Source organism: Streptomyces graminilatus, from assembly GCF_001418565.1.
Lineage (GTDB): Bacteria > Actinomycetota > Actinomycetes > Streptomycetales > Streptomycetaceae > Streptomyces > Streptomyces graminilatus.
Map to the genome: position 1 here is coordinate 1 of NZ_LIQQ01000395.1, position 13678 is coordinate 13678.

The window sequence follows — 13678 nt, forward strand, 5'->3', positions numbered from 1 at the left end:
GCCCACCGCCGTCTTCAAGACCGTACGTCCGCCCGCCGCACCCCCCGTCGACCAGCCGACGACGATGCTCAAGCTGGGCGCCCTCCCGGCCGCGAAGCCCAAGGCCGACGCGGACGTGAAGACGGGCGCCGACGCGAAGGCGGATGCCGACGCCGACGCGAAGACCGACGCCGACGCCAAGACGGGCGCCGGTGCGGACGGCAAGGGGGACGGCAAGGGAGACGATCCCGTTGCTGAGCGAACGAGCAAATTTGTAGCCCTGAAGAAGCTGGACGACCCGGCGACCCGGAAGCCGCCGGCCGGTGCGTCGTCCGGTGTCAGGGTCGCGAAGACGCCCGCCGGGCCGTCCGCCGCCCAGCCGCCCAAGGTGACCGCCGCCGAGGCCACCGCGGTCATTCCGCAGGTCGGGCCCGAGCGGACGACGCAGCAGCCGTTGCCGCCCTTGCCGCCGCTGGATCTGCTGGCCGAGCTGACGAACACGCCTCCGCCCAGGGACACCGCGGTGCGTTCGATCGTGCGGCGCGTCAAGATCTGGACGCCGGTGGTGGTGCTGCTGGCAATCGTGTTCGCGGTCGTACAGTCCGTACGTCCCTTGCCTGACCCCAAGCTGACGCTGACCGCCAAGGATTCCTACACCTTCGACGGGACGGCCGCCGAGCTGCCGTGGCCGACCGACGGACAGGGCTGGATGGACGTCCACGGCGTCGGGACCATGGGGAAGTCCGGTGAGCAGAAGTCGGTCCCCATCGGGTCGGTCGCCAAGGCAATGACGGCGTACATCGTTCTCAAGGACCACCCGCTGAAGGTCGGCGAGGAGGGTCCGAAGATCAAGATCGACGCGACCGCCGAGAAGGAGGGCGGTTACGACAAGCAGAACGAGTCGACCCTCAACACGGTCAAGGAGGGTGACGTCCTCACGCTGAAGCAGGCGCTGTCGGCCGTCATGATCCCGTCCGCGAACAACATCGCGCGGCTGCTGGCGCGTTGGGACGTGGGGAACGAGACGGCGTTCATCAAGAAGATGAACGACACCGCCAAGGCGCTCGGGATGAGGAACACCGTCTACACCGACGCCTCCGGCCTCAAGGAGAGCACCGTCTCCACCGCCGAGGACCAGGTGAAGCTCGGCAACAAGCTGGTGGAGATCCCGGCGCTGATGGACATCACCAAGCAGCCCTTCTGGTTCGACCCCACGGGCAAGAAGTGGCGGAACTACAACGAGGTCGTCCCGGCCAACGGTGGCATCGGCATCAAGACCGGCACCACGAGCATGGCCGGCGGCAACCTGCTCTTCGCCGCCACCAAGGAGGTCGGCGGCGAGACGGCCATCGTCGTCGGCGCGGTCCTCGCCCAGCACACCGCGCCGATCATCGACACCGTGAACGATGTCAGCCGGACCGTGATGATCGCCGCCCGCGAGGATCTGCTCTCGTCGAAGATCCTGAAGAAGGGCGACGTCGTCGGATACGTCGACGACGGACTCGGCGGCCGTACGCCCGTCGTGCTGTCCAAGGACGTCACGGCGGTCGGCTGGGCCGGGCGCAAGGTCCAGCTGTCGTTCGTCGCCGACGCCGGCCTGCCGCACTCCGCCAAGGCGGGCACCACGGTGGGCAGCCTCACCGTCGGTGACGGCAAGGGCGGCGCGGTCAAGGTTCCCGTACAGCTCCAGAAGAACCTGGCCGAGCCCGGCTTCGACAAGAAGCTGACGCGGCTCGGCTGACCGGCACCGGCACCCGGCAGGACCAAGGAGTACGAGGAAGCGCCCGCCCCGATCGGGACGGGCGCTTCCTCATGCCGAAAGCCGAAAGCCGAAAGCCGAAAGCCGAAAGCCGAAAGCGGGCCCGCTACTTGTTCTTATCCGCTTCCTTCGCCGCTTCCTTCTCGCACCGCAGAGTCGTCTCCCGGGACGGGCCGCCGTACGTGGAGCTGATCCGGATGTCGCCGGGCTGCTCGACGGTCAGTCTGGTGAACTCGCCCTCGTCCGTCAGGCAGCCGTTCTCCGCCCACAGCCAGGGCGAGTACGCGATCCGTACCGTCACCGCGCCCGCCTTCGGCATCCGGACGACCATGTTGGCGCCGTCGGCGCTGACCACGGAGGCGGGCCGGTCGACCAGCGGGGTGGCGTTCTTGACCCGGTAGATCTTCCAGTTGGCGTCCTCCCACACCGGCTGGAGATAGCTCGGCCCGCTGGTTACCAGCGCGTGTTCCAGCTTGGCCGGGCCGTCCGGTTCGCCGTTGACGAGGACGACGAAGCCCACCGCCCACTCGGAGAGCCAAGCCTTGTAGGCCGTGGGAGTGAAGCCGCCCTCGGGCTCCGCGGTGCCGGGGTGGCCCTCGTAGAAGAGCCGGCCCCGCTCGACGTCCGCCTGCCGGTTCCAGCCGCGCGCCATGTTGATGTACGGGGCGAGGATGGCGGCCTCGCGGTGGTCGCGGGCCGGTACGACCTCCACGCGTGTGTGCTCGGCGCCCAGCCGCTTCAGCTCGTTCACGACGCCGTCCGTCTTGACGGCCCACTCGGGCACCGTGGTGTTGGTGACGATGTCGGCGATCGTCTTGCCGGACAGCCAGCTCACGGAGATGGCCATCGCGATCCCGAGGGCCACGACCCGCCGCCGAGGGGTGAACCAGGGGAGGGGCAGCCGGGGAGCGGCCACCGGGGCGCCGCCCTCGAACTCGGCCCCCTCAGAGGTCTCACCCGGCTCCCCGGCCCGTTCCCGCGGCCGGTACATCAGGATCGCGAGCAGCGCCGCCGGGGCCGCCAGCTCCGACAGCCGCTCGACGTTCGTACCGATCGGGGTCGGGATCAGGAAGCAGAGGACCACGCCGACCGCGTACACCGCGGCGCCCAGACGCAGTGTGCGCCAGGCACTCGGGGCGGTCAGGACGATGATCGCGCACAGTATGACCGGCGGCCAGATACGGGCGAACGGCATCGGCTGCTCGCCCTCGAAGGGGAACAGCAGGGTCGTCACGCCCACGACGGCCACCGGGGGCACCAGCAGGGCCGCGGCCCGGCCCCAGTCGCGCGAGAGGAAGTACGCGGCGCCGACGACCAGGACGAACAGACCGGCGACCGGGCTGCCGGTGGTGGCCAGCGTCGCGCACAGGGCGGCAATGCCGAGGTGCCGTGCGCCGCGCCCGCTCACCACGGCCAGTACGGCGGCCATCCCGAAGGCGGTGCCCAGGACGAACGTCGAGCGCCCCGAGATCACCTGGCACCACAGCGAGAACCCCACCGCCAGGGCCGGCCACAGTGGTTTGCGCACGCCTGTTCGGGCGACGAGTTCCGCGCCGAGGAGGGTGGCCGAGACCCCGGAGAGCATGGTGGCCGCGACGACACCGATGGCGGCCATCAGATACGGGGACATCAGGCTGTAGTTGGCCGCGTGCAGACCGCCGTACCAGAACAGGTTGTACGCGGAGTCCGGGTACGTCCTCGCGAACTCGGCCCACGCCACCTGGGCGGCCAGATCGCCGCCGCCGGTCGCGAACACCGCCCACCACACGAAGTACAGCGGCACCGCGCAGGCGGTCACCGTCAGGGCCACCCGGTGGCGCTCGTGCCACACCGCACGTGCCTGCGTGGGCTTGTCTGCGCGCATGACAGGTCTGCGTGGGGTCAGCTCGGCAAAGGCCACTGCAACTTCCGTTTCGCTTCGGCTCGGGTGCGCGCGGACGACTGGCGGGTGTCCGTCCTGTGGAGGTGTCTCCGGAACAGACGCTAATCGCACCCCGGAAGTTGGTTCACCGGGCCCCATGTGGCGCGGTCGTGACCAGGGCATGACGGGAAAGAGTCCCACCAGCCTGCGACGGTTCCCAGAAGGGCGCGACCTGATAATTCGGGCCACCCCCTTCCGGTCACCTCAGGGCGCCCTCCTCAGGCCACCCACCAGGGCATTCTCAGGACCCGACGGACCCGACGGACCCGGCGGGACGCACAGGGCCAATGGGGAACGCGACGTCGCACACCTCGTCGTCCGGCCCCGCCGCGTCCCAGTCCGCGAAGTACACCTCGCGGCACGGCCCCGACGGCTCGATGCCCTGCCCGGCCATCCACCGCTCCACCGCCTCGAAGGCGGCGATGATCTGCGGATAGGCCACCTGCGCCTTGGTGATCCGCGTGTACGCGAGCCGCCGGGCCGGTTCCACCCGTACCGCCGTCTCCCATGCCCGCCCGCGCGTCCGCGCCCAGACCCGCGCGGCGGCCTCGTCGGCGACCGGAACGCACGACTCGGCCGGACCGTCGCTCTCCAGGGACACCTCGGAGTGGTAGACGACGAACGGCGCCGCCGTCACGCCCCCGCACTCCCGGGCCCCCGCCTCCAGGCGCCCCAGCGACGCCCCGATCCACGCGGGCAGTTCGTCCGCGAGGGTGTGCCGCGTCTCGGTCAGCACCACCCGCTCGGGCACGTCCACGGTCTCGACCACGAACTTCCCGTACAACTCGGCCATTTCAGCCATATCGGAACTCCTCCCCGACAGTCGTCCACGGAGGTAGCCGACGAGTGTGCGCCGGCCCGCGATCCGCGCCTCGACGTCCGCCCAGTAGGCGGCGAGCCGCTCGGCGGCGGCAGGCCCGTCCCGCTCCGCCTCGGCCACCAGCTCGCCGATGAGGGCGAGCGGCATGTCGAGCTGCCGCAGCAGGGCGACCAGACGTGCGCGTTCGATCTGCCCTGTCCGGTAGTAGCGGTAGCCGCTCGCCTCGTCGACGTGCGCGGGAGCGAGCAGCCCCAGCCGGTCGTACAGCCGCAGTGCCTTGGCCGAGAGCCGGGCGCGCGCGGCGAACGCGCCGATGGTGAGCAGTTCGCCGTCGCCACACCCGTCCAGGTAGCCGTTCACACCGACATCCTCACCGACATCCTCACAGAGGTCCTCCGTCACCGGGCACGGTCGGCCCGGTGACAAGGACGCTCACCCTTGCCCCAGGGACAAGGTCAACCCGTGCGGGAACCGCCGGGTCAGCCGAGAGCCTTCTCCAGCGCGCCCACCAGCTCGTCCGTCTCCGGCTCGGTCTGCGGGGAGAAGCGGGCGACGACCTGGCCGTCACGGCCGATGAGGAACTTCTCGAAGTTCCAGCGGATGTCCCCGGTGTGCCCCTCGCCGTCGGCGAAGCCCACCAGACGGTCGTACAGGGTGTGCCGGGCGGCCCCGTTGACCTCGACCTTCTCGGTCATCGGGAAGGTCACGCCGTACGTCGCCGAGCAGAACTCGGCGATCTCCTCGGAGCTGCCGGGCTCCTGCCCGAGGAACTGGTTGCAGGGCACCCCGAGCACGGTGAAACCCTGGTCGGCGTAGCGCGCCTGGAGCTTCTCCAGCCCCGCGTACTGCGGGGTCAGCCCGCACTTCGAGGCGACGTTGACGATGAGGACGGCCTTGCCCGCGTACTGGGCGAGGTCCGCGGAACCACCCGTGAGGGCACCGATCTCGACACCGAGCGGCGAGTCGGCGGAGGGGAGGGAAGCGGAGGATGCGGCATCAGTGGTCATAAGCGGATGCTAACTCCGGTAGGTCCCGGCCCCGGCGTCCGCCCCCGAAGCCTTGACCAAGACCTCACCGGCGGCCGTACGCGAGTACAGCACCGACCGAGCCGAGCGTCTGCCCGGTCACGGCGGTGAGCTGGGTGGTGCTGTGCGGCGAGTCGAGGAGTACGAGGACGGCGGCCCGGGCGGGTCCGAGGAGCGCCCCGAGGGCGGCGGAGGCGGTTCCATGCCAACCGTCCGGGCCGTCCACCCCCGCCAGGGCCCCCGCGCACTGGTAGATGACGGCGTACCGCTCCGACTCCTCCCAGGCCACCCACCCCGCCTTCGGTGTCACGGGTACGAAGACCAGCTCGGCGCCCGAGATCTCGCGGGGCGGGTACTCGTGCGCGTTGACCTGGAGCCGGTTGTCGCCGAGCCAGCGGGTGCCCGGCCGCAGCGCGTCCAGCACGGCGGCCCAGCCGCCCCGGCTGACCTGCGCGGTCCGCGCGACGACATCGGCTTCGAGGACGCGCCGACGCCGGTCCCAGTACGGGAGTACGGCCTCCTCCCAGACGTGGGTGAGGAGTTCGGCGGCGCGTTCCGGGAGGTCGTCCCGGTCGGCGAGGGCGGCGGGCAGCGGGCCGGGGCGGGAGCGGACGAGGTGCTCGCGGGCGAGACCGGGGGCGACCGTACGGACCCGTGCGACGGCCTCCTCGAACGTCTCGCCGTACCGGGGGGTGGGGGTCAGGAAGTCGGCGATCCAGTTTCGTCCGAGGCCGGCGCGGACGAGGAGGGCCGTGACGGGATCCCGCGCGAGCCGGTGGCGGTACGCGGGCAGATGGGCGGCCAGCCAGGCGCGCTCACCGGGATGCGTGGCCGTCCCGGTGTGCAGCAGCCGCAGGCTCGCGAAGGTCTCGGCGAGCGGCGAGATGACGAACCGGCTGCGGGCGACGGTGTCGGCGTTCATCTGCCACCACCCCATGCCCGCACCCTCCAGTGATCCCAGATCCCGATGATGTTTCGCGTGTGCGCGAAACAATAACGGAGGCCGGGCGCCCCTCGCAGACTCCCCGAATGCGCAGCTACTCCGCCCTCTTCCGCACCCGTGAGTTCACCCCGCTGTTCCTCTCCGCGTCGTTGAAGGCGGCGGCCTCGACGATCGGCGGCCTGGCCCTGGCCACCCTCACCTACCGCGCCACGGGCTCGCCGCTGCTGTCCGCCCTGAGCATGTTCGGCCCCCAGCTCGCCCAGGTGGTGGGTGCGACGACGCTCCTCTCGGCCTCCGACCGCCTGCCCCCGCGCGCCACCCTGACGGGCATCGCGCTCGCCTTCGCGCTCGGCACGGCGGCGATGGCGACCCCGGGTCTGCCGATCGGGGCGCTCTTCGCCCTGCTGTTCGTCCTGGGCCTGATCGCGTCTCTGGGGGCGGGGGTCGGCTGGGGCCTGCTCAACGAGATCCTGCCGAAGGACGGCTATCTGCTGGGGCGTTCGGTCTTCAACATGTCCAACGGGCTGATGCAGATCGCGGGCTTCGCGACGGGCGGGGTCATGGTGGCCACCCTCTCCCCCGGCACCACCCTCCTCACCTCGGCGGCCCTCCACCTGGCGGGCGCGCTGACGACCCGCCTGTGCCTGACCCGCCGCCCGCCCCGCCTCTCCGGCCGCCCGTCGATCGCCCGGACCTGGCGTACGAACGCCCGGTTGTGGTCGTCCCGGCCCCGCAGGCTCACCTACCTGGCCCTGTGGATCCCCAACGGCCTGGTCGTGGGCGTGGAGTCCCTGTACGTGTCCTACGCCCCGGAATCGGCGGGCACCCTCTTCGCCTGCGCGGCCCTGGGCATGCTGATCGGGGACGTGACGCTCGGCCGGTTCGTGCCACCCCGGCTGCGCCGCCAACTGGCCGTGCCTCTGCTGCTGTTGCTGGCGGTGCCGAACCTGGTGTTCGCCCTCGGCCCCGGGGTGTGGGTCGCTGCCGTGACGGCGTGCGTCGCCTCGGTCGGCTACGGCGCGAGCCTGGTCCAGCAGGAACACCTGATGTCCCTCACCCCACCCGAACTCTCCGGCCACGCTCTGGGGCTGCACTCCGCCGGCATGCTGACGACACAGGGCGTGAGCGCGGCCCTGGCGGGCACGATCGCCCAACTCACCTCACCGGGAACGGCGATGGCGCTGATGGCGGCGGGGTCGGTGTGCGTGACGGTGGTCCTGTGGAACGCGACGGCGACCGACGAACCGACGGCACCGGCAACAGCGCCCGGAACGAACGCCGTTCGTTCATGAACACACGCCGGGCGAAGCGCACTGGGCAAAGAGGTTCCAGACCGATCGGCGATGTCTGCCGCCGATGACGCCCGGGAAGGACCCTCTGGACCGGCTCGCCGAAGGGGGACTCACCCGTATGACGACGCGTGACGAACGTACGGAGAAGCCGGAGAAGCCGGAGAAGCCGGAGAAGCCGGAGAAGCCGGAAGAGCCGGAAGAGCCGGAAGGGGACGCGGAACCCGGCGAAGGCGACGGTGCCGGTGCCAGTGACGGCGGCAGTGACGGCGAAGGTGTCTCCGAGTCCGAACGGCTGTTGTTCGGGGGGCCGTTGAGGTACGACATGGGGTGGAACCAACACCAGGGATCCTTCCTGGAGTTGGGGCTGCGGACCATGGTCGCGCGGATGCCCCGGCTGATCGGCGCCACCATCCGGCTCGCCCACCGTGCCGACCCACGCGCCCTGCGCCGGGTCGCTGTCGCCGAGTTGGGCGGGGGAGTGGCGCAGGCGGTCGGGCTTGTCGCCGTCAACCGGGTGCTCACCGAGTTGCTCGGCGCCGGGAGCACCGCCGAGCGGCTGCGGGACGCCGTACCGGCGCTGGTCGTCGTCGCGGTCACCGCGTCCGTCGGGGCGCTGCTGCGGTCCGCGTCCACCGCCGGGACCGGGCGGCTGGAGCCCAAGGTGTTCCGGGTGGCGACCGAGGAGTACCTGGAGCGGGTGGCCCGGGTCGAACTCGCCGCCGTAGAGGACGAGGAGTTCCACAAGCTGCTCGACTCCGCCCAGTGGGGGGCCGAGTCCGCGCGGCGCATGATCCGCTTCTGTACGTCCGTCATGACGGCGGGCATCGCGCTGGTCGCGGCCGCCGGGGTGCTCACCGTGCTGCACCCGGCCCTGCTCCCGCTGCTCGCCCTGATGACGCTGCCGAGCGCCTGGAGCGCGCTGACCATCGCCCGCAGGCGGTACGTGTCGTTCCACACCTGGGTCCAACACGCCCGCGCGGGGCAGTTGTTGGGGCGGCTGCTGATCGACGTACAGGCGGCGCCCGAGGTGCGGGTGCACAACATCGGGCCGTTTCTGCTGCGGCACTTCCGGACCATGGCCGAGACGGGCGAGCGGGAACAGACCCGGCTCGCCTCGCTGGCCGCCCGTACCGGGCTGATCGCCTCGGGGTGGACGGGCGTCGCGACGGCCGGCGCGTACGGAGTGCTCGGGCTGCTGCTGTGGACGGGGGCCATGGATCTGGCGGTCGCCGGTACGGCGGTCATCGCCATCCGGACCGGGTCCGCCAACCTGGAGGCACTGGTCGTCCAGCTCAACTACCTCTACGAGGAAAGCCTGTTCGTCGCCGACCTGGAGCGCCTGTGCCAGGAGGCCGACCGCAGGCTCATCCCGGAGACCGGCCGCCCGCTGCCCGCCCATGTGAAAGCCGTCCACTTCGAGAACGTCTCCTTCACCTACCCCGGCACCGCCACCGAACCCGCCCTCGACGCGGTGAACGTCACCATCCCGGCCGGCCGGATCGTCGCGCTCGTCGGCAACAACGGCAGCGGCAAGTCGACCCTGGCCAAGCTGCTGTGCGGGCTGTACGCGCCCGACGAGGGCCGCATCCTCTGGGACGGGATCGACTCCACCGAACTCGACCGCACCGAACTCTTCGACAGGGTCGCGGTCGTCGCCCAGGACTTCTACCGCTGGCCGTTCACCGCCCGGGTCAACATCGCCATCGGCCGCCCCGACGCCCCGCACGAGGACGAACTCCTGCACGCCGCCGCGGAGTACGCGGGCGCCGACGAGACCATCGCCGCCCTGCCCCGGGGGTGGGACACCCTCCTCGCCCGTGGCTACCGGGGCGGCCACCAGATCTCCGGCGGCCAGTGGCAGCGCCTCGGCATCGCCCGCGCCCGGCACCGCGACGCCCGCATCCTCGTCGTCGACGAACCGACCAGCGCGCTGGACGCGGAGACCGAGCAGCGGGTCTTCGACCAGATCCGCAGCCTGGCCGCCGCCGGCCAGACGGTCATCCTGATCACCCACCGCCTGCACAGCGTCCGGCACGCGGACGAGATCTACGTCCTGGAGAAGGGCCGCGTCGCCGAACACGGCACATTCGAGGGCCTGTTGAGGACCGACGGAGACGGACCGGGGCTTTTCCGGCGGATGTATCTGGTTCAGTCGGAGCAGTACCGACTGGACGCCGAAGAATGAGCCACACCACACGAACGTGATGTGAACAAAGAAAAGGGAGGGTGTTTCGGGGGCGGGTGGGGCTGGCATGCTCATGCATAGCTACTGAGGGGTAACCGTTCGGGCTCAACTCCGGGCACAACGGCTCAACCCCTGTGCTCCGTCCCGCTGTTCGAGAACTCGATCCCGAGGACCCCCACGCGTGCACAAGCTCACCAGACATGCCCTGCTGGCGTCGGTCACCGTCGCCACCCTGCTCACCACGGGCTGCTCCGCGACCTCGTCGCCGAGCGGCGGAGACCGTACGGGCGCGGCAGCGGCCGAAATGCCCGCCGCTGCCACCGGCACCCACCAGGCGGACCAACTCGCCGTAGTGCAGGCTCCGTTGGACAAGTCGACCCCCACCGCCGTGGCAACCCGGAACGCGGCCGACACGGGCACCGGGGCGCGCAAGTCACCGCTCAAGGTCGCCTCGTACGACAGGAAGAGCGGCCGGGCGGTCATCACCGCGAAGCCGGTGACCACGCCCGTGGAGGGCAAGGGGCCCCCTTCCACGTCCTCCACCGCGCCCGTCGCGCCCGCCAAACCTGTCGCCGTCGGTGACATCATCGCCAGCGCCCCCGCTCCGGGCGCCCCCGACGGCCTGTTGGCCGAGGTGACAAAGGTCGTCGGTGACGCCGGTGACGGCGGTACGGAGGTGATCACCAAGCCGGCCGCACTCAACTCCGTACTCGGCGCGGGCAAGGCGGCGGGCGATGTCCCGGTGGACCCGTCGACCATCAAGGTCGAGCCGCTCGTCGAGGGCGTGAAGGTCTCCTGGGCGAAGACCGGCGACCTCACCTTCGGCCCCGAGGGCGCGAAACTTCCGCTGGGCAGCCTGCGTATCGACGTGGGCGCCTCCATCGCCACGGCCGAGGGCGCTCCCGCCTCGGCGTCGGCCTCGGTGGAGGGCTTCGTCCAGCTCGCGCCCGAGGTCGCCTTCTCGTACGACGGTTCGGGCAAGGCGAAGGGTTCCGCACCCGGCGGCGCGTTCCTCGGGCTGACCGGTGACTGGGCCTCGCGGTGGTCGCTGAAGGGCCGCGCGGCCGGGACCACCACGACCGACGGCAAGCCGCTGCGCATCCCCTTCGCGAAGCTCCACTCCGACCCCGTCATCTACGCGGGCCCGGTCCCGATCGTCATCAACCTTGACCTGGTCTGCTACTTCCAGGTCGCCGCCGACGGCAGGGTGACGGTCGACGTCGAGCAGAACCTCAAGGGCGACTTCCGCGTCGGCGGCAGCTTCTCCTGGAACAAGGGCTGGCAGCCAGTCAGCGAGTCGAAGATGACCGGCACGCCGGTGAACGTCGGGGTCACGGCGACGGGTGACGTCAAGGCGTCACTGGGCGCCGAGGCGTCGATCGGCCTGTACGGCACCGTCGGCGTCAGCGCGGACCTCGCCCCGTATCTCCGCGCGGAGGCGGATGCCTCGGCCGGAGGTTCGAGCGCCGGCACGGGCTCGGCGAACGGCTCCTGGGCCCTGTACGGGGGCCTGGACCTGTCCGGCGCCCTGCACCTCAAGCTGACCATCTTCGGTACGCCGGTCTTCGAGAAGCGGATCCCGCTGGGCGAACTCCATAAGGAGTGGCTGCTGGCGAAGGGTGCGGCTTCGGCGACGACGCCTCCGGCAACGCCTCGGGCGATACCTCCGGCGACACCTCCGGCGGTACGGAAATCGGCTGCCTGACATAACGCTTAACGCTGCGGACGTACACCGAGGGGCCCTCCCGTCCGGATGGACGGGAGGGCCCCTCGGGCGTGGTCGCCGGTTCTCTGGCTCTCCGGCACTTCGGCGATCAGCCCAACCGCTGCACCGTGGCGTAGCCGCTGGACCTCAGCGTGGTCGGACTCGTGTCGGTGGCGGTGGCGGTGCCCGCGAACAGGAGCAGGGCGCCGGCCTTGTTCGTTGCCAGCATGTCGGGGATGCCGTCGCCCGAGATGTCCGGGGTGATGGGTGTGACCAGAGCCGTCGACGGCGGGCGGGTGATTCGCGTGGGACCTGAAGGCATCTACGACGACGCAACCGCCGCCAATATCATCGCTCATGAGCTGACCCATGCCCGTCGGTACCTTAGGCAGGGCAATTTCGACGGCGAGGTCCACGGAACCGCGGATTCCTTGGCGGACGGAACCCCTTACGGATCAGGAAACGCGCTTCAGGACTGGATCGAGGGCAACCGGTGACGACGCCTCCAGCGGGTGGTTGGCATGAAACGGATGAGTTCCTGCATCCGCGTTGGCGGGCGGTGTTCAACGCCGCCGTCGGCGGTGCCCAGATCAACGTGCCGTGCCCAGCCTGTTCGTCAGCAACGCTGTACCGGAATGGTGGATTTCGCCCTACAGCGTTGAGGAAGCCGGTCTGCGATATGACCCCGGGCCGATCGAGCAGGTTCGGTCGTCACGGGACCGCGCGTCCTGACGCCCGCATGGCCGAGACCCCGTTTCGTTGTGGCTGCCACGCTTGTTGTTGCGCCTGAGGCCGCACGGTTCATCCAGACGAGGTTCTCAGGCGCGCTGAGGTGCGCGCATCCCCGCACGCACCCGCGCGGCCAAAGCGCGCACCGTCGGATCGGGACGGCGTACCAACTGCGTGGGCGCCTCTGGCCCGCTCTCGTCGTTCCTGCTGCGGCAGCCCCGGCAAAGCCCACCGGGCAGTGCCTCCGCCCGCCCTGGCACCCCACAGTCCGTGCACTCCATGAGCAGGGTTCGGCGAGGGGTACGCAGCAGCGGTTCAACGGTCCGCTCGGGCGGCATCTTGTCCATCAGTCGCCTCCGGGTGAGCGCCCTGGGGGAGTGGACCGGGTCCGGAAGTCCGGCGAGGAGCGCGTGGGTGATGTGGTCCGGCGTCGCTCCCCGGGCCAGCCAGTCGGCGGCGAGCTGTTCCAGTGCCGCGCAGTCGACGGCGGACAGCACCAGTCGAGGCTCCTGGAGCCCGAGCCGGGCCAGGGTGTCGTACGCGACGGAGGGGCCCGAATCCCGTGCGGGGCGCGGTGAGTTGGCGGTCCGGGGCGGTACGGCGCGGGAGGCGTCCGGGTCTTCGTCGGCATCCGGAGAGTCCTCAGCGTCGGTCCTCCGGGCGTCGGGCGCGCCCGACGCTGCCGTGGGCGTCTCGGGGGCCACGTCACCTTTGAGGACGGCAGCCCACCATTCGTTGTCACGTGCGGTACGCGACCAATAGGTGTGGAACACCCAGCGGGTGCCGCTCACGCCTTCGCCGGAGGGGACCTGGAGGCGTACCCGGCGCAGATGCCCGGCCACGCCGAGTTCGTTCAGCGCGGTGCGCACCGCTGCCTGGCCGTACAGGGGCTGCGACTTGGCGATGGTCTTGGCGTCCATGGCCGCGTTCTCGTCGAGCCGGTCGAGGAGGCCGGCGAGGTAGGCGGCGCGGGCCGGGAGGTGGTCGAAGTCGCCCTTGCGGGGCGGTGACTGGTCCGGGGCGGAGCGCTTGCCGTAGCCGGGTTTGGCCATCGGGTGGGCTTGGGCTGCGGGCGCGGGCAGGGCAGCGATAAAGTCGTCGTACGCCACGAGATCTCCTACGAGGATCTTGTCGGTCAGACCCCGGCGGGTGTTGGTAGCACCCGGCCGGGGTTGTTTATTGCTGCGAACGCTAGACCGTCACCACGGCGCGTCGCAAGCCGGTCACGAAAAGTCACATCTGCTGGTATGGAAGGCAGTTGAGGCGCCGACGGTGTCCAGGCGGGGCGACGGCGACGCGCAGGCGGGACCGGGGGAGGGT

8 protein-coding genes and 2 pseudogenes are annotated in these 13678 nt (G+C 70.7%); 5 read left to right on the top strand and 5 right to left on the bottom strand.

The window, feature by feature from the left end; translation table 11 throughout:
• Window positions 1–1720 (top strand): annotated as a pseudogene (locus AOK08_RS30225) (D-alanyl-D-alanine carboxypeptidase); the annotation flags it as partial.
• Between the two features lie 124 nt (window positions 1721–1844).
• Here AOK08_RS30225 and AOK08_RS30230 read toward each other — a convergent pair.
• From AOK08_RS30230 to AOK08_RS30245, 4 genes and pseudogenes are all read right to left on the bottom strand, one after another.
• Window positions 1845–3602 (bottom strand): hypothetical protein, encoded by a 1758-nt coding sequence (locus AOK08_RS30230; RefSeq protein WP_241827147.1) that lies wholly within the window; start codon window positions 3600–3602, stop codon window positions 1845–1847.
• Window positions 3603–3900: 298 nt separating this feature from the next.
• Window positions 3901–4839 carry a MerR family transcriptional regulator gene (locus tag AOK08_RS30235; RefSeq protein WP_055531963.1) on the bottom strand — a complete coding sequence of 313 codons (939 nt, stop codon included), beginning with the start codon at window positions 4837–4839 and terminating at the stop codon, window positions 3901–3903.
• A gap of 119 nt (window positions 4840–4958) precedes the next feature.
• On the bottom strand, window positions 4959–5486 hold the full coding sequence (locus AOK08_RS30240; protein ID WP_055531955.1) for a glutathione peroxidase: 528 nt from the start codon (window positions 5484–5486) through the stop codon (window positions 4959–4961).
• Between the two features lie 9 nt (window positions 5487–5495).
• Window positions 5496–6441 (bottom strand): annotated as a pseudogene (locus tag AOK08_RS30245) (transcriptional regulator).
• Window positions 6442–6533: 92 nt separating this feature from the next.
• On the opposite strand from AOK08_RS30245, the gene AOK08_RS30250 reads away from it, so the two are divergent.
• From AOK08_RS30250 to AOK08_RS46070, 4 genes are all read left to right on the top strand, one after another.
• The gene (locus AOK08_RS30250; protein WP_055531956.1) at window positions 6534–7739 is read left to right on the top strand and encodes an MFS transporter; all 1206 of its coding nucleotides are present in this window, start codon (window positions 6534–6536) and stop codon (window positions 7737–7739) included.
• 322 nt (window positions 7740–8061) lie between these two features.
• Window positions 8062–9924, top strand: a complete 1863-nt coding sequence (locus tag AOK08_RS30255; RefSeq protein ID WP_055531973.1) for an ABC transporter ATP-binding protein — start codon at window positions 8062–8064, stop codon at window positions 9922–9924.
• 181 nt (window positions 9925–10105) lie between these two features.
• Window positions 10106–11629, top strand: coding sequence for a hypothetical protein (locus tag AOK08_RS30260; RefSeq protein WP_055531957.1), 1524 nt, complete (start codon window positions 10106–10108; stop codon window positions 11627–11629).
• Window positions 11630–11865: 236 nt separating this feature from the next.
• A complete protein-coding gene (locus AOK08_RS46070; protein WP_157876867.1) occupies window positions 11866–12126 on the top strand; it encodes a hypothetical protein in 261 nt (86 codons plus the stop codon).
• Window positions 12127–12447: 321 nt separating this feature from the next.
• On the opposite strand, the gene AOK08_RS30270 is transcribed toward AOK08_RS46070, so the two are convergent.
• A complete protein-coding gene (locus AOK08_RS30270; protein WP_241827148.1) occupies window positions 12448–13467 on the bottom strand; it encodes a hypothetical protein in 1020 nt (339 codons plus the stop codon).
• Window positions 13468–13678 lie beyond the last annotated feature (211 nt).

Excerpts from the sequence above, each read along its gene's own strand:
- AOK08_RS30230 (WP_241827147.1), bottom strand. The coding sequence starts at position 3,602 with ATGCGCGCAGACAAGCCCACGCAGGCACGTGCGGTGTGGCACGAGCGC.
- AOK08_RS30240 (WP_055531955.1), bottom strand. The coding sequence starts at position 5,486 with ATGACCACTGATGCCGCATCCTCCGCTTCCCTCCCCTCCGCCGACTCG.
- AOK08_RS30250 (WP_055531956.1), top strand. The coding sequence starts at position 6,534 with ATGCGCAGCTACTCCGCCCTCTTCCGCACCCGTGAGTTCACCCCGCTG.
- AOK08_RS30255 (WP_055531973.1), top strand. The coding sequence starts at position 8,062 with ATGGGGTGGAACCAACACCAGGGATCCTTCCTGGAGTTGGGGCTGCGG.
- AOK08_RS46070 (WP_157876867.1), top strand. The coding sequence starts at position 11,866 with ATGCCGTCGCCCGAGATGTCCGGGGTGATGGGTGTGACCAGAGCCGTC.